Raw genomic sequence first — 20,419 nt, 5'->3', positions numbered from 1 at the left:
CGAGGGTCAGCGCGGCCGCCGGCGGCCGGGCAGCGGGATACCGCGCTGGGCATCCGTCTCCGGCAGGTCGGCGAGCGGGCCGAGCAGCCGGGCTGCGTCGCGGTCGGCCAGGTCGGAGCGGAGCGGGTACGAGCCGCCCTCGGCGCGGGTGTCCAGGGCCAGCAGCTCACCGATCCGGTCCGCGCCCAGCGGCAGTGAGGTACGCGCGACCGGGACCGCCCGGGTGACGCCGGGCAGTGCAGCGTAGAGGCCGCCCTGTCCGAACCCGGGGGTGTCGCTGCCGGCCACACGCACGTCGCCGCCGGTGTCGAAGGCCGCCTGGTCGCGTTGGGAGCGCTCCCAAGAAGCACCCTGGCCCACGGCAAGGGTGCCGATCGCGGAGGCGAGGGCCAGCACCAGCACGGGTCCCGCCGCCTGCTGCGGCCGCCGGGAGACCTCCCAGCCCGCCAGCGCGCCGGGCAGGCCGCGCAGTCGCGCGGTGAGCCGCTCGGCCAGGTGTGCCGCGGGCGGCAGCAGGCGCAGCGTCAGCACCGTTCCGGCGCACAGCGCCAGCGCCGGGGCAGCCACCAGAACCGGGTCGATGCCCAGCACGCCGGAACTGTCCGGGGACAGCGCGCCGCTCGAGCCACTGTGGCTGAGCTGCCAGTACGCAGCGACGGCAAGTGCCACCAGGGCCGCGTCGGCGCCCCCGCGCAGGATGCCCGAAAGTGCGGACTGGCGGCCTCCGGGCTGCGCAGGGCCGGTCCGCAGGCGGGCCAGGACGGGAGCGAACAGCACCAGTGCGCCCACGACGGCAGCCCCCGCGGCCCAGCCCGCGGCGGCCGGCACCGGGCCGTCCAGCCGCACCCCGGACGCCGCGAGCGGACCGTACTCGCCCAGCAGACGCACCAACGGCCCGGCCAGCAGCGGCGCCAGCACGGCGGCGGGCAGCGCCAGCAGCGCCGTCTCGACCACTGCCAGCGCCGCGATCCGGCCCGGCGCGGCACCACGAGCGCGCAGCAGCGCGTCGCCCGATCGGTGTTGCGCGGCGAGCAGGCGGGCGACGAGCAGCAGCGTCGTCACGGCGAGCAGGGCGAGCTGGAGCATCGTCACCAGCAGCGCGGAGCGGGCCAGCAGCACCGTCTGCTGCAGCTGTGTGAGCAGGGTCGGCAGGTCGCTCGTCGCGCTGACGTTCTGCCCGGAGCTGCTTGCTGCCGTGTTGAGCCGATGCACGACGGCGCTCTGCGCGGCGGCAACCGGGCCCAGGCGTGCTGCGGTCATGGCCCGGAAGTCTGCGGTGACCTGCCAGAAGACCTGGCGCTGCGGTACGGCCCCGGTGCTGAGGGCAGCGGTGTCGACGAGCAGCGGGCCGTAGCTGGTGAAGCTGGAGTCCGGTGTGGCGCTCGAGGTCCCCTTGCCGCCCAGCGGGTCGAGCTGCCAGTAGCGGTCGGCGGGGTCACGGATGGTGTACACGCCGGTGATGCGGATCGGCAGAGTCTTTCCGGTGAGCCGGTCGGCCAGGGAGTGCACGTCCCCCGTCGCGGCGGTGCGGCCGGGTTCGGCGCCGAACCGGGCGGCCGCCGCCAGCGGCACGGCGACGGGGATCGGCGAGCCGGGCTCGGCGGGCCCTGGCCAACTGCCGGAGGCCAGTAGCAGCTTCGACCGGTCCGGGGTGGCCAGCACGGTGATGTCCGTATTGCCACCGGTCGCCGGGCCGGGCAGGCCGTACGGGTCGGACTCGGCAAGCGCGGCCACCGAGGTCGGCAGACCCGGGAACGCCTGCGCGGCGATCGTCCGCACCTGTGCGTCGGCGGCCGGCAGTCCCTCGTGCTCGACGTTCCGCTGGAGCAGCAGCGGGGTCGCTGCGGCGTCGGTGCTCTGCAGCGCCTCGCGGACCGCGGCGTCGCCCACGGCGGAGGTGACCCCGGCGAGTGCGCCGAGGACGGTGCCGGCCAGAAGGACCGTCAGCAGTGCGGCCGCCGCAGGCAGTCGGTGTGCCCGCAGGCGTAGCAGCACAAACAAGCCCATCCGTACCCGGCCCCCCGTCGTCGGCCCGCTTACGCGGTTCGTCATGTTTGCATACGGACCTGCGCTGCGGCCATTCCTGCTCCTGGGCGTCCTCTGGCGCCCGTACCCGACGGACTGGCGCGGTGGCGGTGCCTGTCCCGGACTGTGGCCACACGCCGGTGCCGGAGGGAGGCCCGGCGCAAGGGATCACTCCACGGCCCTGGTCGATTGCCAGCCAGTTCCTTCGCCGCTCCGTCCCTGAACCACATGCTCAGGTCGAGGTTGTCGCATGTCGCTGGGGTCCTGGGCGCCACATCGACGGCTGCTGCCGGCTTCTGCGCGAGCGATAGCACCTGGGGAGCGCCCGCGACCATCGTCGAATCGCAGCAGCCGGAGTCGATGGGCAACCAGATCTCCTCATCGAGCAAGAAGGGCACGAACACCGTCCAGCCGCAAACAGTCTCCGTCGTGACAGCCCGTGCAGCGGTGTGCGGTTGTGCCGGTCCCGCCGCACCTTGAGCCAGGACGCAGGCATCCCGGGTGGCTTGGTGGTTCAGTTGGGTGGTCGGCGGGTGGTGGCCCGGTCGGGTGTCCTGACGGGCGGTCGGACCGTGTGGGTTTGTCTGGTCAGGGTTGCCTGCCAGACGGCGAGGAGGAGCAGTGTGCCGGTTTCGGCGAGAAGGCTGAGGACGGCCTGTGGCGCGGGCTGCAGACCGTGCTCGGTGAATCCGAACACTCCCACGGTGCGCGAAGCGGTGAAGCCGCCGAGAGCGCCGAGCGCGGCGCCTGCCGCGGCGGCCCTCAGCAGCAGGGGTGGTGTCCCGATCAGCAGCAGGGCGGCGAGGGCGAAGGAAGCGCCGGCCTGGAGCAGGAACAGGGGGCCGATGATGTGGATGAAGCGGTACCCGTCGATGTAGAGCTGGGCGTGAATGTATCCGCTGGCGGCGAGGGTCGCGGCGGTCATCGCCCGCAGGGTGGGGGTGAGGAATCTGTGGGTGTTCATGCCAGCCTCTGGTCCTTGATGGCCAGTTCGCGGTCTCCTTGGCGGTAGCCGACGCTGCGGATGCCGAGTGCGTCTTTGAGCTGCCGGGCGGGGACGACCTGCGGGGTGGGGGCGGGGCCGTGGCCCGGTTTGGGCAGGGGGTAGGCGGTGGTGGTGGCGGAGTGGAAGGTGATGTTGCCGTCCGTCTTGGTGAACAGCTGGTGGACGTGCCCGTTGAGACAGGTGACGGAGGAGAAGCGGCGCAGCATGGCGATGACCTTGAGGGCGTCGTCGGTGCTCCAGCCCCACTTCGGGTACATGGCGAACAGCGGGATGTGGCTGAAGACCACGATGGGGGTGTCCGACGACAGTCCGGCGATGTCCTTGCGAACGAAGTCGATCTGGTCGTCGCCGAGGTGGCCGAGCTTCTCCAGGCTCAGGGTGTTGACCAGGGCGATGAAGTGCACGCCGTGGGTGTCGAAGCTGTACCAGCCGTCGCCGAGCGTGCCCATGCCGAAGGTCCGCCGGTAGGCACGGCCGGCATCGCCGATGGAGTCGTGCTCGCCCGGCACGGTGAAGACGCGGTCGGTCCTCATTCCGGCCATCATCTGCTTGACCTGGTCGAACTGCCCGGCTGTGGACAGGTGGGTCAGATCGCCGCTGTGCATGACGAAGTCAGGTCTGAATCCGAGCGAGTTGACCTGCTTGACCGCTTCGGCGAAGGAGCCGACCACATCCGTGTTCGCCGGGCCCTGGAACCCGATGTGGCTGTCGGAGACCTGCACGAACCGCAGCGCGCCGCTTCCCGCTGCGGCGGTCCCGGCCACGGCCCCGGCGTTGGTATCCCTGGAGCCGGCGATGTGGCTTATCACCTCTCCACTCGCCACGGTCAGCACCACCGCGCCGCCGAACCATCCTGCGTGTCGCAGGAGTTGACGTCGCGTCATGCCGTGTTCGATGTCGGGCTGACCGTTGTCGGCCGGCGCTCCGTCGTGGCTGTCGTAGTGGTCGGTCATCGGGTCACCTCCACGGTGGCGGTCATGAACGGATGGATGGTGCAGAGGTAGGCATAGGTGCCGGGCTTGGTGAACGTGTAGCTGTAGGAGGCATGGGTGGCCAGGGCGGCCGAATGCAACGGGCCGCCCGATCCGGCGCTGGTGACGGTGTGGGCGTCAGTGTCCTGGTTGGTCCACGTCACCTTCGTGCCCGCTTTGATCTTCAGTGTGGCCGGGGAGAATGCGAAGTTCTTGATCGCCACCGCGTTCCCGTTCACCGGCGCGGCCGGCGCGCCCGTGCTCGAGGGACTCATGGGCATGCTCATACTGGGCATCGGCGAGGCACCGGCGGCGGAGCCGTTCCCTGACCCCGTGGCGCCGGGCATCCCCACCGTCTGGTGCTGACCCCGGCCGGGTGTGATGGCGCCGGCTGCGTTGGCGGAGGACTGCGACGACTGGCCGCATGAGCTGAGAAGCCCCACCGCGCCGGCAGCGGCGACGCCGGCGACAGCCAGCCCGGCGGCGGCGCGTGCCCGTCGGCCTCGTGTGTGAAAGTTCAGGTGCATGGTGTGCGTTCCTCACTGGTCAGGCGGAGATGGTGGCTGCGCCGGCTCGGCGCACGTAGCCGCAGGAATATGTGGTGGGTGGCGTGTTCATGGGCGCGTGGCCCTCACGGACCCGGTAAACGGGCACGGGTGCGGTCCCGGGCCGGCGGGCCGCCTCGACGTGTCCCGCGCTGAAGATCCACCCTTGTGCGCCGCGAAGGTGCGGGCGGCGTGGGGCAGTTCCCCCGTGGGGAGCGAGTGACTCGGGGCAGGTCGGCGGTGTCCGTACGGGTGGTGCGCACGCGGAGCCGGGCGGAGTTCTGTCCCGGTGGTCGCGCGGCCCTCAATCGCGGTGCGCGTAGGGCCGTCGCCGTGGTGTGCGCCGGGCACCGGCGGGGACCGCACGGTGGCGCCTGCATGGATGCGCGGGGGCGGGGTGGGCTTGGCCGGTGCCAGCAGCGCGTCCGTTGCGTGGTGTACCTCGGTCATCTTTGGTCCGTCCTTTGCTGCGTGGGGGAATCGATGAGGAATTGCGTCGCGTGATGCGGCTCTTGTCCGGCTCCACGGACGGCGGGCATCCCACGGTTCAGCAGATTTGCACTTTTTGTCAGACTTCTTGGCATCGCCGCAGATCAGCCGGCCTCCCGGGACCCGCCCACGCTTGGCCCTCCCGAGCCACAAGGCCCGGCAGGGACATATCAACCGAGACGCATACAAATCGTCACCGCTCCATGCTGTGCGTTACAGGACAAAGCAGGGCATATGCGCGATGATCGGCCTATGCCGTGGAGTGCCCGAAAACGTGGTCCGAGGACCGATCCCAATCGCTCCGCGCACCGTGTCACTGGTAGAGGGGCGCTTTCGACCGCAGACGAGGAACTGCTGCGCACCCTGTACGCAGAGCACGCAGGAGCCCTGTTCCACTACGTGCTGCGACTGACCTCGGGAGATTGGCAATGGGCAGAGGACGTGGTGCAGGAGACACTGCTGCGGGCGTGGCAGCACCCCGCCGCCTTCGACCCCGCACGCGGCCCGGCCCGGGCATGGCTCTGTACGGTCGCCCGGCACCTGGTCATCGACGCCCACCGGGCCCGGCAGGCCAGACCACCCGAGGCCGGCGGCGAGGCCCTTCAGCGGGCCGCCGAGCAGACGCCGGGCGAGGACCAGATCGAGCAGGCACTGCAGAGCTGGGCGATTGCCGACGCCGTCCGGTCGCTCTCCCCGGACCACCGCGCCGTCCTCCTGGAGACCTACTACCGGGGCCGAACCATGGCAGAGGCCGCACAGGTGCTGGGCATCCCGCTGGGCACCGTGAAGTCGCGGACGTACTACGCCCTGCACGCCCTGCGGCTGGCGCTGCAGGAACGGGGCATCGAGCCATGACGACCGTGGCGGGCAGGAGGTGGCTGCGATGAGTGCGAAGCACGACGTCCTCCGACTGGCACTGGGGGGATACATCCTGGGCACGCTGCCCCCGGCCGAGATGGAGCAGGTGCGCATCCACCTCGCGGAATGCGCCGAATGCCGGGCCGAACACACCCGGCTGGCGGGACTGCCCGCGCTGCTCGCGACGGTGACCGAAGCCGAAGCCTCAGGCCGGACGGTGCCGACAGCCGACGGGCACCTGGCCGACCTGTTGGTGGCACGGGCGGCCGAAAGCGCGCAGGGCCCGCACGAGCGGCCCGCCGTGCCCGCAGCGTCGGAGGCACCGGCAGGGGGCGTGCTGGACAGACTGCTCCAGCAGGCCGCGGCCCGCCGCCGCAGGACCTGGCGTCTGCAACTGGCCGGCGCGGCCGCCTCGCTGACGTTCATCGCGGCAGCGGCCGGCGGCACATGGCTGGCGGCCGTCGGATCCGTGGGCAGTCAGGCGGCGCCGCCCGGGCCGACCGCACCGGCCGCCTTGCGCTCCTTCTCCGGAAGCGACCCCACCACCGGCGTCTCCGCCTCGGTGAAGGTCTGGCCTTCTGCCTGGGGCAGTGTCCTACAGGTCTCCGCCAAGGGGGCGCCCGCTGGAATCACCTGCCGACTGGAGGCGGTTGGACCCGGCGGAGCCAGGGCGGAAGGCGCCACCTGGCGGGCGGGCGAGTACCCTTCCGGCACCACGGTGCCAGGGGCGGTTGCCATGTTCCCGGGAGCCATCGACCACTTCGAGATCCTCGCAGACAACGGTCAGAGACTGGTCACCATCCAGGCGTGAGGCGAGGCCGACGGCCTCCGGGAGCCGGTGGCCCGCGCCCCGGCTCCGGCGAACCGGCCGCGCCCCCAGCCGACTTGATGCATGAGTGCGCCGACGCGGCGTGCACCCCCTCTCCGGGTGGCCGCTGGCGCCGCCCTGGACCTCAGCAAGGGGCCAGCCGAAGTAGTCCCCGTCCCGCGCGCAAGCAGAGGTATGCGGTTCACCGAACGGCCGGCGGCCCCAACTCGCCTTTTCCCCCGAAGTCCGTGCAGCCCGGAGAAGACAGCCCAGGGCGCCTGCACGCCGTTCGGGCCGCGACCGATCCGAGACACGGGCAGGGACGCTAGTCCGGCCCTGCGGCGCGACGTTCCCGCAGGACCGCCCGAAAGACCGCGGGCGAGGGAGCGAGCTGCCGGTGCCCGATCCGGCCGAGTACGGCCACGAGCCCGGGCGGAGGCGAGTGAGCCCAGCCACGCCGCCGCCATTGTCGTGACTCGCAAGAAGTCAAACAAAAAGGGCGAACAACTCGAACCGTTCGCCATGCATCGTCCGTGGAACTGAATGAGCGCGCCCCTTCAGGATCGAACCCAGTGACAGCCCCGACATTGTTGGAGCTCTCCCCCGTTCCGCTCTCCGCACATCCACAGAAGAGCCAGAAACCATGTTTGTGACCGATTCCCCCAGCCCCAGTTCACTGCTCGGCCAGCCCGGCCGCCACGAGGCGCTGCTCACCCTGCCCGCACAGGAGGCGCATGTCTCCGCCGCTCGTCACTTCGCGGACGATCTGCTGGAGACCTGGAGCGTGCCCGCCAGCGAGCGGGACTCCGCCGTTCTCATCGTCGACGAACTCGCCGCCAACGCCGCCCAGTACGGCCGCGAACGCATGACCCTGCTGCTCGCCCTCGACGACGGCACTCTGCACATCGTGGTCACCGACTCCGGCACGGCAGTGGAACGCCAGCGTCCCGCCGTCGCCCCGGACGAACACGGCCGCGGCACCGGCATCGTCCAGTACCTCGCCCAGTCGACCGAGGTCCACCAGACACACAGCGGCCGCGAGGTCCGCGCCTGCCTCAGGTGCTCGCCATGACCGGGCCGGACGTTCCGCACCAAGCGCTGCCCCCTGCCACGGCCGGCACCTCAGCACAGCGTCGGGTCACCGGAGCGGCTGCGGCACCCGGTCACCCGACGGCCCCGCCGGGGCCCTCGCGACCCACACGTCGTGCCCCGTCGACCGCGGCCCGGGCCCGGCCCGGGAGCACATGCGATCCGCCGCACACCCACCGGCCCTCGACCACGGCGACCCCGCCCGGAACACGACGCTGCGGCGCCGACTCCTGCGTACCGACGGAGGTGTGAACATGTACGTCACCCCGAACAGCGGTGAGGCAATCGACGCCCCGACCCCGCACGAGGCATACGCGGATGCGCCGGACCTGCACCGCGAATTGCACCAGGTGCTCGCCATCGGGGCCCAACGCGACGGCCGCCAGGCCGGGCCCGTCACCGGCCCCCCGGTCGATGCGACGGCCGCCGAACGCGCCTGGCTGCTACGACGGGCCGCCCTCATGGACCGGATGGCCCTCGACAACCCCGACCCCTGCCCGGTCGCAGCCGCCGCAGAGACCGCCGAGCAACTCGTCCTGCACGACCGTCGCCATCCCGGCCTGGTGGCCGGCCCGCACCACCCCAACGCGATCACGCCCGCCCCCGGCCACCGCTGCTACGTCCGCCAGGAGTACGCCGCCTGGACGGCTGCCGGGCGCCCAGGAACCTGAATCGACCCCCGATCCGACAAGGAGAAGGACACGTGAGCAAGAACATCGACACCCGGCACACCCCCGCGGCAACCGGCCCACTCCACTTGCCTCGCCTCACATGCCCGACGGCCCTGCGCGAACATCACGCCGATCGGCGACAGGAACGGTCACGCCAGGGAAGCCGGTCAACGCACCGCGGCCGAACGCGAAGACCCATCGGCAGTTCCAGGTGCCCGGACATGGTTGCTCCCAGGGACAGCGGCCGGGCGTCCGTCCGGCCCGAACGCCCCCGCACACACCCCGGGCCGGACAGCCGGCTCACACCCAGCGAGTTCGCACAGCGGTCGACCGACTCCGCCGGCCTCGACCCCGCAACACCAATCCCGGTGTCCACGCTCGGGGGCGACCTCACTGTGGAGGGCATGCCGGCAAGCTGTGTGAGCCAGAGGCCGACCTGCGGCCTTCTGGGACGAGTGAGACGTCCGCACCGAATCTCTGTCGCGTACCGTGCACAGGGCGCATCCGGCGGGACCCGCCAAGGTGAGGGGGATGAGGCGTCGGACGTGCGGGGTGTGGTGCCTACCTACCGGATGGGCGCGCGCAGGCCGTGAACAGGGGTGGTTGGAGTACGCGGGAACGGTGGGCCGGCGAAGAAAACGCGAGCGCTGAGGTACGGTCCCCCGGGCCCACCGTCAACCCGCCTGCGGGGCTGTCGGCCCGTCCGGCTGCTCCGCCGCCAGGCTCACCGGTGGCAGCCACAGTCGCAGTCGTACGCCCTGCGGCAGCGGTTCGGCGGCCACGCCGCCGCCGTGTGTCTCGGCGATCTGCCGAACGATCGCAAGTCCGAGCCCGGAACCCGGCAGGGATCGCGCGGTCGGTGAACGGTAGAAGCGGTCGAAGACGAAGGGCAGGTCGGCCGCCGGGATTCCGGGCCCCTGGTCGCAGACCGACACCGTGCCGTCCGCTGTGGTGGATACGGTGATCTGCCCGTTTTCGGGACTCCACTTCACCGCGTTGTCCACCAGGTTGCCGATCGCCCGCTCCACCGCGTCCGGGTCGGCGTGCACCATGCACGGCGCCAGTTCCGCGGCGAACCGCAGCCGCGGCGAACGCGTCGCCGACCGGTCCAGGGCCCGCCGGGCCAGCAGGTCGAGCCGGGTGTCCTCGGTGTGCGTCCGCACACCGCCGTAACGCCCCAGATCCACCAGGTCGTTGACGAGAGAAGTCAGCTCCGCGGCCTGCGCGCGGGCCTCGCCGAGCAGCACGGGGGCCTGCAGGTCGGCCAGGCCCGGCCCCTCGCCGAGCAGTTCCAGGTTGGTGGTCAAGCTGGTGAGCGGGGTACGCAGTTCGTGCGAGGCATCCGCGACGAGCCGCCGCTGCGCGCCCACCGACTCCTCCAGCGCCGCCATCATCGCAGCGAACGACCGGGTGAGGCGGGCTATTTCGTCCCGTCCGTCGACATGCAGACGGGCCGTCAGGTCCTGTGTCGCCGTGACGTGCTCGACGGTCTCGGTCAGCCGCCGCACCGGCCGCAGTACCCGCCCGGCCGCCAACCGCCCCGCCACCGCGGCCAGGAGGCAGCCGCCCGCGGTGATCCCGACCAGCAGCATCGCAAGCTGCCGCAGGGTGCTGTGCACGACCGCCGTTGGTACATAGGTGCGCACCAGGCCACCGTTGCTGTCCGCCAGCTGCGTGGTGTAGATGCGGTAGTGCGTGCCACCCCAGTCGGCGTCATGGAAGTACGCGGGGCGGGTGCCCTCGGCGACCTGGACGTCCACGTCACTGACGCCGACGAACCCGTCCGTCGGCCCCTCGGCGACCGTCGGCAGGACGAACTGCAGCGTCGTGGAGCCGACGGAGACCGGCTTCGTCGGGATGACGACCTCGTCCGGTCCCTCTCCGTCCTGCTCCGCCAGTGCACTCTTCTGCTTGAACCCCTTCACCACCTCCGGCGCTTGGTTCGCCGCCGACACCAACTCGGCGTCACGGCGATCGTTCAGATTGACGCTCAGCGCTGGATACAGCACTACCGAGGCCAGCACCAGCGCAGCGAGCACCGCCGCGGCGCCCGCGGACGCCAGCCTGTTGCGCAGGCTCACGGCTCCTCCCGCAGCACGTACCCGAGCCCGCGCACGGTCTGGACGAGCCGCGGCTCACCGCCCGCCTCCAGCTTGGCCCGCAGGTAACTCATATACACCCACAGGGCGTTGGACGACGGCCCGAAGTCGTAGCCCCAGACCGAGTCGAAGATCAGCGTACGGCTCAGCACCCGGCGCGGATTGCGCAGGAAGAGCTCGAGCAGCGCGTACTCCGTTCTGGTCAGGTCCAGGATGCGGTCGCCGCGGGACGCCTGGCAGGCGGCCGTGTGCAGCTCCAGGTCGGCGAAGCGCAGCACCTCCTGGTCGGCGCCGCTGCGCCGCAGCAGGGCGCGGATCCTGGCGCGCAACTCCTCCAGAGCGAAGGGCTTCGCCAGGTAGTCGTCAGCGCCCGCGTCGAGGCCCGCGACCCGGTCGACGACCAGGTCGCGGGCGGTGAGCATCAGGATGGGGGTGCGGTCCCCCCGGGCCCGCACCCGGCGGCACACCTCAAGGCCGTTCGGTTCCGGCATGAGGATGTCCAGGACCACCGCGTCCTGCTGCCCGGCGGCCAGCGACTCCAGCGCGGCGATACCGTCCGCCGCGACCGTGACCTCGTACCCGTCCCGGGTCAGGGCGTGCACCAGCGAACGGCGCACCGCGTCATCGTCGTCAACCACCAGTACTCGCATGGCGCAAGGATCCCCTACCGCTTGTCAGCGCGACATCAGTTGGACTCAAGCGCGGGCGCCACAGCCGGCTTGCCGCCCCCGGGCTTCCCGGGCGAGGACGTGCCCGGCACGGGCTTCCCGCCGCCCGGCTTGCCCGGTGCGGGCTCACCCGGCTTCCCGCCGCCCGGCTTGCCCGGTGCGGGCTCGCCCGGCTTGCACTCACCAGGCTTGCCCTTGCTGGGCTTTCCCTTGTCGTCCTTCCCCGACTTCCCGTCCTTCCCGGGAGCCGGCTTGTCCTTGCCGTCCTTGCCGTCCTTGCCCGGCGCCGGCTTGTCCTCGCCCGGCTTCCCCGGGGCCGGCTTGGCCGTCGCCTTCTTGAGCTGGATGATCGCGTTCGTGAGCTGCTGCGGGCTCACCCCGAGCTTGGCGGCGATCGCCGCGTACGCCGGGGTGGTCTCGTCGACGTGCCCCTTCGGGCCGGTGGCGAGCTTCTGCAGGGCGTCCAGCGCGGCCTGGGCCTTCGCCGTCGACACGCCGAGGACCTTGGCGAGGTCAGCGGCGCTGAAGGCCGGGGCGCCGCCCTTGTCCCCCTTGCTGCCCGGGTCACCCGGCTTTGTACCGCCCGGCGCCCCCTTGATGAGCTTCTCCAGCAGCGCCCGCGCCTTGGCCACGGGCATGCCCGTCTCCTTGGCGAAGGTCGCCACGATCCGGTCGGTGAGCTTGCCGCCGCTCTTGCCGAGCGCGATCTTGACGTTCCTGAGGGCGTTCTCCAGCTTGCTGTCCGGCTTGTCCGGCGAGCACTGGACGACGGTCTTGCCGTGGCCCGTGCTGCCGGCCCCCTTGCCGTCGGACGTGCCGGCCGCCACGGCCGAGCTCGCTCCCACGGCGAGGACGAGCGCTGTCGCGGCGGCCAGCGCTGCGGATGTGTGGCGCATTGTGCGCCTCCTTTCTGGTGGCTGCTGTCAGCACACCAGCCGCCCCTTCAGGCCACCCGAGCCGGACCTTAGGACTTCCCTAAGAGTCATCACGCAATGGTGACGCCATCCCACCAGTCCCTGCGGGGAGTTGGCCTCTGGTTGAGGGGATCTCTGCAGGGCCGGCTGTTCCGACGTGGGCCTTGTGCCGCGTGGTTGCGGGTCGGGTCTCATTCGGGGTGGGCCGGTTCCGGTGGGTGGTGTTTCGCCGAGCGGAAGCCCGCTGCCGGGGGATCCCCGGGGTCGGGGCTGGCGCGGCGGTGCGGCCCCGGGTGGGGCGGGCACCGCGCTGCGGTTGACTCGGCAGGGCTTCTTGCAGCCCCTTCGCAAACAAGATCTGTGTGATGCGGGTCTGGACGTGTCCAGGCCCGCGGTGCTGGGGTCGTCCGGGTTGTCGAGGCGGATGTGCGCTGCCAGGGCGGCGGAGACCATGTCCCGGTCGCCTTCCAGGCCGCACGCATCGCAGCGGTGGACGCGGTCGGCGAGATTCTTGGAGAGCCGCAGGTGATCGGCTGAGCCCTGACAGCGTGTGGGGTGGGCGGCCTCGGCCGCCCACCCCACACGCTGTCTCTGCGAATCGCACCACCGCCCCGAGGACGTCTACCGCTGCCGACTGTCCTTCCTCCGCCGCTTCGACCTCGAGCACATGTTTCGCCTGTTCACGCAGACGCCGGGCTGGACGGAGCCAAGGCCGTGAAGCCCGTAGGCCGCGGTCCGACGGACGCAGCTGGTGGCTGATGCCGCCCGCGATCCGGTCGACGAGGGGGATCCCGAGCAAACACGGGACGAGCGGCGGAGACCCCGGCTGCGGACGGCCACTCGTAGCGAGGGCCCGTCAGGCCGTGCCGCCTCCTGTCACGCTGTCCGACGACGCACCGCCGGTGGTCTCGACCGGCACGGCGGCCCGGGACAGTGCGTTTCCCGCGAGGGCGATGTCCTGCGACCGGCTCCCACCTGCTCGGAGAAAGACGTCGGTGCCGCGCGGGGCGCGGCAGCCGGTGACGAAGGCGTCCCGGGTGTCCCGCAGATCCAGCAGGGCGGTGCCCGGGCCGGGGGCCGTACCGTCCAGTGACTCCACCACGAGGCCGGCCACATCGTCCGCGACGAGCAGCGGGCGCGGATCCGACACGGTGGAGCGGATCTCCGCCCCGGCGACCCGGATTCCGCGGGCGTGCCGAATGTAGAGGCCGTAGGCGGGCAGACGGCCGAACATCCGGGCCTCCGGGTACTCCGCGACCTCCTCCGGAATCTCCCGGTCCACCCACTCGCGCAGTCCGCCCTCGTCCGTTTCGATGCGGATGCCGGAGAGGGTGACATCCTCGACGGGCTGCTCGGCGAGTCCGGTGATCGAGGAGGTGAGGATCGCTCCGGTGGCGTCGATCCCGGAGATCCGCACCCTGCGCAGCCTGCCGGGCACCGGGCTGGGCTGGCCCCATCCCCGGTTGCCGAGCCGGATGAAGATCGGCGTACGGGTGTTGCGCATCCGGATGTCGGAGACGGTGACGCCGTCGACCCAGCCGCCGTCCACCATCTCGATGGCGATGCCGGAGATGACGCGTTCATTGAGCGGCACGTCGCCGTTGTGGACCACGGAGTTGGTGAAGGTGATGTCCTCGAAGCCGCCGCGGGTCGCGGTGCCGAGTTTGAAGGCGTTGCAGCAGCAGGACAGCACGCAGTTGGTGATGACGACGTTCCGGGTGACCCGGAGGTCGCCGTAGGGGTTCTCGCTCTTCAGGCAGATCGCGTCGTCACCGGTCTCGATGTCGCAGTCGGCGATGAACACGTTCTGGCACGCGGTCGGGTCGATGCCGTCGGTGTTGATGCCGTCGATCCGGTTGCGGATGATGACGCCGCGGATCATCACGGTGTCGCAGGCGATCGGGCGCAGCGTCCAGCCCGGGGAGTTGCGCAGGGTGACGCCTTCGATGCGTACGTTGCGGCACTCGGCGAGTTCGACCATGGGCGAGGGGCGGTCGTTGTTGCCGACCGGCTTCCAGTTGTGGGTGACGACGTCGGCCCAGTGCCGGTCCGGTGGCGTGGGCGGCCGTCCGGACGGTTCCCAGAAGGCCGGGCCTTGGCCGTCGATGGTGCCGGTGCCGGTGATGGCGATGTCGGTGGCGCCCCGGGCGAACACCAGGTGCCGCTGGCCGGCGTCGCAGTCGGCGGGCGGCCCTTCGTGCGGCGGGTAGTCCGCGAGGTCGGTGGAGCCGAGGAGGGTCGCCCCGGCCTCCAGGTGCAGGGTGACCCGGCTCCTGAGCTCGATGCCGCCGGACAGGTAGGTCCCGGGCGGGAGGTGGGCGATGCCGCCGCCGGCCGCGTGGGCCGCGTCGATCGCCGCCTGGACCGCCGCGGTGTCCTTGGTACGGCCGTCGGCCGCCGCCCCGAAGCGGTCCACGGAGAACACCGGCAGCCCGGACGTCTGCTGCAGCACCGTCATGACGCCACCACCCGCGCCACCACGACCCCGAACGGTTCCAGCACGACCTGCTCGGTGAGGTCCCCGCCGTCCAGCACGTCCGTCAGCCGAACGCCGGGGACGTCCGGTTCCGGGTGCGCGGTGACCGTGTCGCCGGACACGTTGACCAGCCATACGTACCGCTGCCCCTCGGCGTGCACCAGGCCGTCGACATGGATGCGGTGGTCGTCGACGGTGAGGAAGGGACGCAGGCCCGCCCGTACCGCCAGGGCGCGGTAGAGGCGGTGCACGGCGTCGTCACGGTGGGCGTCGGGCGTCGCGGACCCGAAGAACTCCACGGGGTAGGTGGACAGGTACACCGCGCCCTTGCCGTGGTCGCGCTGCACCAGCGCCGGGCGGCCCCGGTCGTCGCGGGCGAGGACCGTGCACTCGGCCGTCTCCTCGTCGAGCGGCAGCACGGCCCGGGCGTCGGCCGGCCCCGAGACGGGGAAGCGCAGGGTGTCACCGGCCTTGAGGTCGCCGAGCGGTTCGCAGAACTCCCAGGTGACGACCGGGTCGACCGGCTCGTTCAGGCCGTATCGGAGCGTGTGCGAGGCGCCGATCAGCCGTTCCAGGGGCGGCCACCAGGCGCCGCGGTGGGAGCCGCCGGCGCCGGCGAACCAGGACAGGTACACGTGGCTGCCCTGGTCTGCCCAGTCCAGCAGCAGGTCGAAGGTCGGCGCGGTCAGCAGCTTGTTGGAGGGGACGAGCACCAGCGGGGTGCGGCGCGGCGCGTCCAGCTCGCGGGCCAGGCCCGGGGTGAGGTCGGCGGCCTTCGCCGCGAGGTACGCGTGATGGCTGACCGCCGCGATGGCGGTCCGCTCCGCGGCCGACACCCGGGGGTGCTCCTCCAGGTGGGACGGGATCAGGATCGAGGTGTCGGTGTCGGGCCGGGCGCAGTGGGCGAAGTCGACCTCGTCGAGGATCTTCCGGAAGGTGTGGATCTCCTCCAGGGCGGGTTTGGGCGTGCCGTCGGCGCGGGTGATGCCGAAGCCCAGCTCGAAGGGGCGGTGCCGGTAGGGGTCGACCGACTCCAGGGCGAAGTCGGTGTTGTTCCACGCGAGCCAGCCGGTGGCGCCGGCCAGCAGCGTGTGGTGCAGCACCTGCCGGTAGTAGTGGGCGGCGTTCCGCTCGGAGGACAGGGCCGCGGAGACGCCGAACTCCTCCATCACCACCGGCTTGCCGAAGTGGCTCAGCTCGCACGCCCAGGCCGCCGCGGTGTGGACCCGTACCTGGTCGTCGCCCATGGGGTAGGTGTGCGGGCCGACGAAGTCGACCAGGTCGTCCTGGCGCCGGATCCGGAAGCCGTTCTCCTTGCCGGTGATCTCCTTGGTCCAGGCGCCGTCGCCCAGCGAAACCGGCAGCTGGGAGCCGCCCGCCCGTACGGCGTGGCTGCAGATCAGGCCCCAGGCCCGGACCTCGTCGGGGGTGGCCGGCCCTGCGAAGATCGGGAACTCATTGCTGATCAGCCAGCCCGCCACCGCCGGCTCCGCGCCGATCCGGCGGACGATCTCGCGGATGAAGAACGCCTGCTGGCCCAGCATGAAGCCGTCCGTGTAGTAATTGCGGCCCTCCCGCCACGGCACGTGCCAGTCCTCGCCGGACATATGGCCGACCAGGAAGGTCGGGATCGTGGGCAGGCCCATCTCCGCGCTGGTGTGCAGGAACTGCCGGTACCGCTCGACGAAGTCCTCGTCGATCCGGTCGGGCGCCGGGTGGAAGTCCGGCCAGAACAGGAACGACCGGGTGACATTGACGCCGTGCTCCCGCAGGGTGTGCAGCTCCTCGCGGACGACCTCGTCGTTGTAGTCCCGCCACATGAACAGACTGCCGTGCCGCGACCAGTAGTTCGCGCCGAGCCAGGGGCCGGAGTCGAGCGTGGGGGCCGGCCGGGGCAGAGAGGTGCTGCTGCCGAGGTCGGAGGCTGGGCGGGAACGGGGGTCGGTCATCTGTTCTCCGTTTCATTCACTGGATGTCCGGCGCCGGATGGACGGCATGCACGGCGTTGGCATCCGGCCGGGTCCTCCCGCGGGGGGAGCCGCCGGAGGACCCGGCCGGATGGGCGATGCGAGGTCAGGCGAGGGGCGGTGCCTGGAGGTGGACCGCCTCGATACCGCGGTTCACCTCCCGCATGACGTCGGTCATCTCGTGGTACGGCTGGTCCTGCTGGTTGGTCAGCCCGACGTTGAACGCCTCGGTGGCCCCCGGCTTGTGGGTCACCGCCTGGTCGTAGGCGGCGAACCAGCCGAAGCCGACGAACGCCGGGCTCTTGGCCTGTGCCTCGACGAAGGCCCGGTACTTCTCGCCCCGGTCGGCCTGGCTGGTCGCCGTGGTCACCGCGTTGGCGGCGGTCAGCCCCCGGTCGGGGACCATGAAGGCGAACTCCAGGTTGAGGATCGGCTTGCCGTAGCCCTCGTACTGCCGCAGGTAGTCGACGCTCGTCGAGTACCAGTCGAAGGAGATGGCGTCGAGGTGGTCGCGCCCGCCGACGTTCCACTCCGGGCTGGTGCGCCAGGTGGGTACCAGGGAGCCGCCGAGGAAGAGGTGGTTCGGGTCCTGCTTCATGATCGCCTCGCGCACCTTCCTGAAGTACGTCTCCGAGGCGAGCGTGATGAACGCCTTGACGTCCGCGTCGGGCACCTTGCCGATGGTGAGCGGGGTGTCCGCCAGGGCCTGGAACGACTCCGCGCTGGTGCCGAGCAGGACGTTGACCCGGTTCAGGTCACCGCCGTAGGTCTCGGTCAGGTAGTCCACGAAGGCGGTCTTGGCCGCGAGGGTGGAGTCGCGCTTGACCACGTCGGTGACGACGTCGCGGCTCCAGCCGCGTTCGTTCTCGAAGAAGTACCCGATGAGCCACGGGTCCTTGCGGTACTGCTCCAGGTCGAAGGTGCGGTCCAGCTTGGCCGAGAACTCCGGGTCGAACGGGTCGATGCCCCACTGCACCCGGATCACGTCGGGGGGCGTCGGTGCCTGGGCGATGTACGGCATGACGACCTCGGGGTCGCGCGTCCACTTGCCCTGGGCGTTGAACCCCCAGTCGATCATGCGCTTCCGGGACGTCTCCCGCCACCTGCGCAGGTAGTCGTCCCCGTACTTCCGCATCAGATTCGCCTTGAGGAAGCTGACGCAGTAGCCCTTCTCACCCTCGGTGTAGCAGGCCGCGAACCTCTCCGGGTCCGGCAGCTCGGCGAAGAGGTCCAGGGGTGTGCCGTCCGTCTTCTTCCACCAGGTGCCGTAGCCCCACTCCTCGGGGGAGAAGGCGTCCACCGCCTTGAGGAAGAACAGGTGGCCGGCGGGGGTGACGAACCACCAGCGGCCGTCGACCTGCTCGAACCGGAAGTAGCCGGTGGCGCGGTGTCTGCCGAGTTCCTTCAGGCCGCCGTACCGGTCGTACCGGCGCCGGTCCGGACGGACCCGGGCCAGCCGGGCCGCCTCCTCGGCGTACTCCCGGCGCAGCTGCTCGTCGGAGACGACCTTGCCGGGCCAGTCCAGGTTCAGGGCCTGGCCGTAGCGGTCCACCAGCCAGCTGTCGCTCGCGGCCTGGGCGGGTTCCGCCGCGTACGCGGGTGAGGCGAGCCGGGGCGCGGCGAGCGCTCCGGCGAGCGCGGCGACGGGGACGCTGCGTATCAGGGTGCGTCGCGAGATCATCGATCGGGCTCCTTTGCTCAGTCCGGGCAGACGGATTGGGTTCCGGTGGAGGGGAGGGGCGCGTCCGTGCGTTTCTGTTCCAGCTGCTGGTGGGTCTGCGTCATGATGTCGGTCATCGCGGTATAGGGCTGGTCCTGCTGGTTGACCAGGCCGAAGTTGAAGTTCTCGCCATCGGACGCGCGGCCGGTGACGGGCTCGTCGTAGTAGCTGAACCAGCCGGACCCCACGTAGACCGGGCTCGCGGCCTGCGCCCAGGTGAACTGCTGGTGCATGGTGCCGCGGTCGGCGGTGTCGTCGGCGAGGAGACCGGGGTTGATGGCGCGCAGACCCCGGTCGTGGACGTTGAAGGAGTGCTCCAGGTTCAGCACCGGCTTGTCGTACGGCTCGTATGCGGCCAGGTAGTTCGCGGTGCTGTTGTAGGCGTCGACGGAGATCGCGTCCAGGTACTGCCGCCCGCAGACCTCCCAGGCCAGGGTGGAGCGCCAGCCCGGCACCAGGGCGGAGCCCAGGAACAGGTGGTTGCTGTCGTACTTGTTGAGGGCCGTCCGGATGGTCGAGTAGTACGCCTTGGAGGCCTCGCCGATGAACGCGGTGCGCAGGGCACTGCCACTGGGCACGTTGGCGGCGAGTTTCGCGCCCTCCAGGCCCTCCTGCGTGGCTCCGGGGTGCCCCAGCATGCTGTCGGCTTCCGTCAGGCCGTAGGTGTCGATCATGTACGCGACGAAGGCCTGCTTGGCCGGCTGGGTGCTGCCGCTGTCCAGCACCGCGGTCATGACGCTGTCGTCCCAGCCCCGTTCGTTGTCGAAGAAGTAGCCGATCAGCCAAGGGCTGTTGGCATTGGTGAGGACGGTGCCGGTCGGATCACTGAACTGCGCGTCGAGCTGCGGGCCGAAGTTCGGGTCGAACGGGTCGATGGCGTACGAGACGCGCTTCACCTTGTCCGATGACGGTGCCGTGAGCTGGCCGATCCAGGGCATCTGGAGACCCCCGTCACGGGACCACTTGGACTGGGCGTTGAAGCCCCACTTGATCAGGCGCTTCTTGGTGATGTCGCGCCACGGGGTCTGCCAGTCCGTGACGCTGTACTTGCGCATGAGGTTCGCCTTGACGAAGCTCACCGCGCCGTCGGTGCTGTAGGCGGCGGCGTAGGTACTGGGGTCGGGCAGTGTGGAGAACTCCCCACGCTGGTTGCCGTCGGCGTCATTGACGGCCGTGCCGTAGCCCCAGTCGCCCGCGGAGGTGGAGTCGACTCCCTTGAGGATGAACTTGTATCCGTCGGGGGTCCTGAACCACCACTTGCCCTGGTCGTCCTTCTCCAGCCGGAAGAAGCCGTTGCCGAGGATGGTGGACTTGCCCAGCGCCTTCACGCCTCCGTACTGGTCGTACGTGCTCGTGTCCAGCGTGACGCCGGCCAGCGCGGCGGCCTCGTCCGTGGCGTCCTGCTTCAGCTGCTGGTCGGAGGTGAGCTTGCCGGACCAGGTCCCGTAGAGGTACTGGCCGTAGCCGTCGACCAGCCGGGTGGCGCGGGTTGCCTCGTCCTGCATCTGTGCCTGGGTGTAGGGGTCCGGGGTCGGGTCGGCGGCGGCGCCACCGGTCGTGAACGTGACCTCGGAGAGCGGGAAGTGCAGGTACTGGTTGACCCGCGTCAGCTTGATACGCACGAACCGGGCCTGCGCGTTGTTCATCGCGACGTCCCGCTGGTAGACCAGCTGGCTGCGATCCCAGGCTTCGCTGTCGACGACGCGGTAGGCGTCGGACGCCTCGGGGCGATAGGTGACCTCGATCTCGTCGAAGCCCCAGTAGCTGTTCGGCGCCGTGCTGGTGATCGAGACGGTGCTGAGCGGGCGGTCGTAGAGCAGGTCGAAGACAAGGGTGACGCTCTTGGGCGCGCTCCCGGAACCCTCCCATCCGACGCAGTCGGCCGTGTTGCCGTTGAAGAGCTTGCTGCTCTGGAAGGCGACCAGACGGTCACTGACCGAGTCCGGACACCCCGAGGTGGGTGCACTGCTGGCGTAGTAGTTCCCGTCGGTGATCGTCGCAGCCTGAGCGTGCCCGGCGCCCAGCAACTGGGCGGAGAGGAACATCAGCAGTACCGCCAGCGCCATACGCATCAGCCGGTGGCTTCGTATGGTGTGCAGGGTCATGCGGTCAC

15 protein-coding genes are annotated in these 20,419 nt (G+C 70.8%); 4 read left to right on the top strand and 11 right to left on the bottom strand.

Annotation, left to right across the window (positions count from 1 at the left end; all coding sequences use genetic code 11):
- Positions 1–6: 6 nt before the first annotated feature.
- The 4 genes from AB0761_RS36780 to AB0761_RS36765 form a co-directional block, all read right to left on the bottom strand.
- Positions 7–2,007, bottom strand: a complete 2,001-nt coding sequence (locus tag AB0761_RS36780) for a hypothetical protein (RefSeq protein ID WP_377273625.1) — start codon at positions 2,005–2,007, stop codon at positions 7–9.
- A gap of 532 nt (positions 2,008–2,539) precedes the next feature.
- A complete protein-coding gene (locus AB0761_RS36775) occupies positions 2,540–2,989 on the bottom strand; it encodes a hypothetical protein (protein WP_377273624.1) in 450 nt (149 codons plus the stop codon).
- Positions 2,986–3,984 (bottom strand): metallophosphoesterase family protein, encoded by a 999-nt coding sequence (locus AB0761_RS36770; protein WP_377273623.1) that lies wholly within the window; start codon positions 3,982–3,984, stop codon positions 2,986–2,988. Before AB0761_RS36770 ends, AB0761_RS36775 begins: the two co-directional genes overlap by 4 nt.
- Positions 3,981–4,277, bottom strand: a complete 297-nt coding sequence (locus AB0761_RS36765; protein ID WP_377273622.1) for a cupredoxin family copper-binding protein — start codon at positions 4,275–4,277, stop codon at positions 3,981–3,983. The genes AB0761_RS36770 and AB0761_RS36765 overlap by 4 nt, the downstream gene beginning before the upstream one ends.
- 993 nt (positions 4,278–5,270) lie before the next feature.
- Here AB0761_RS36765 and AB0761_RS36760 point away from each other — a divergent pair.
- The 4 genes from AB0761_RS36760 to AB0761_RS36745 all read left to right on the top strand — a co-directional run bounded on the left by AB0761_RS36760 (position 5,271) and on the right by AB0761_RS36745 (position 8,462).
- The gene (locus AB0761_RS36760; RefSeq protein WP_377273621.1) at positions 5,271–5,891 is read left to right on the top strand and encodes a sigma-70 family RNA polymerase sigma factor; all 621 of its coding nucleotides are present in this window, start codon (positions 5,271–5,273) and stop codon (positions 5,889–5,891) included.
- A gap of 28 nt (positions 5,892–5,919) precedes the next feature.
- Positions 5,920–6,705, top strand: coding sequence for a zf-HC2 domain-containing protein (locus AB0761_RS36755; RefSeq protein ID WP_377273620.1), 786 nt, complete (start codon positions 5,920–5,922; stop codon positions 6,703–6,705).
- A 640-nt stretch (positions 6,706–7,345) separates the two neighbouring features.
- Complete coding sequence (locus AB0761_RS36750; protein ID WP_377273619.1) at positions 7,346–7,774, top strand: ATP-binding protein; 429 nt, start codon at positions 7,346–7,348, stop codon at positions 7,772–7,774.
- Positions 7,775–7,946: 172 nt separating this feature from the next.
- On the top strand, positions 7,947–8,462 hold the full coding sequence (locus AB0761_RS36745; RefSeq protein WP_377273618.1) for a hypothetical protein: 516 nt from the start codon (positions 7,947–7,949) through the stop codon (positions 8,460–8,462).
- 674 nt (positions 8,463–9,136) lie between these two features.
- Here the strand turns inward: AB0761_RS36745 and AB0761_RS36740 are convergent.
- The 7 genes from AB0761_RS36740 to AB0761_RS36710 all read right to left on the bottom strand — a co-directional run bounded on the left by AB0761_RS36740 (position 9,137) and on the right by AB0761_RS36710 (position 20,411).
- Entirely contained in the window at positions 9,137–10,543 is a 1,407-nt protein-coding gene (locus AB0761_RS36740; RefSeq protein ID WP_377273617.1) for a sensor histidine kinase, read from the bottom strand.
- A complete protein-coding gene (locus tag AB0761_RS36735) occupies positions 10,540–11,211 on the bottom strand; it encodes a response regulator transcription factor (protein WP_377273616.1) in 672 nt (223 codons plus the stop codon). The genes AB0761_RS36740 and AB0761_RS36735 overlap by 4 nt, the downstream gene beginning before the upstream one ends.
- A 35-nt stretch (positions 11,212–11,246) precedes the next feature.
- Positions 11,247–12,125, bottom strand: coding sequence for a hypothetical protein (locus AB0761_RS36730; protein ID WP_377273615.1), 879 nt, complete (start codon positions 12,123–12,125; stop codon positions 11,247–11,249).
- Positions 12,126–12,999: 874 nt separating this feature from the next.
- Positions 13,000–14,601 carry a glycoside hydrolase family 28 protein gene (locus tag AB0761_RS36725; protein WP_377273614.1) on the bottom strand — a complete coding sequence of 534 codons (1,602 nt, stop codon included), beginning with the start codon at positions 14,599–14,601 and terminating at the stop codon, positions 13,000–13,002.
- Positions 14,598–16,568: a cellulase family glycosylhydrolase gene (locus tag AB0761_RS36720; RefSeq protein ID WP_377273613.1), complete on the bottom strand. Its 1,971-nt coding sequence runs from the start codon at positions 16,566–16,568 to the stop codon at positions 14,598–14,600. The genes AB0761_RS36725 and AB0761_RS36720 overlap by 4 nt, the downstream gene beginning before the upstream one ends.
- 124 nt (positions 16,569–16,692) lie before the next feature.
- Positions 16,693–18,267, bottom strand: a complete 1,575-nt coding sequence (locus tag AB0761_RS36715; RefSeq protein ID WP_377273612.1) for a hypothetical protein — start codon at positions 18,265–18,267, stop codon at positions 16,693–16,695.
- 17 nt (positions 18,268–18,284) lie between these two features.
- Positions 18,285–20,411 (bottom strand): hypothetical protein, encoded by a 2,127-nt coding sequence (locus AB0761_RS36710; RefSeq protein ID WP_377273611.1) that lies wholly within the window; start codon positions 20,409–20,411, stop codon positions 18,285–18,287.
- Between the last annotated feature and the right edge of the window lie 8 nt (positions 20,412–20,419).

Source organism: Peterkaempfera podocarpi, from assembly GCF_042466665.1.
Classification (GTDB): Bacteria; Actinomycetota; Actinomycetes; order Streptomycetales; family Streptomycetaceae; genus Peterkaempfera; species Peterkaempfera podocarpi.
Note: the sequence above shows the minus strand (reverse complement) of the source record. Positions and strands in the feature narration are given on the sequence as shown.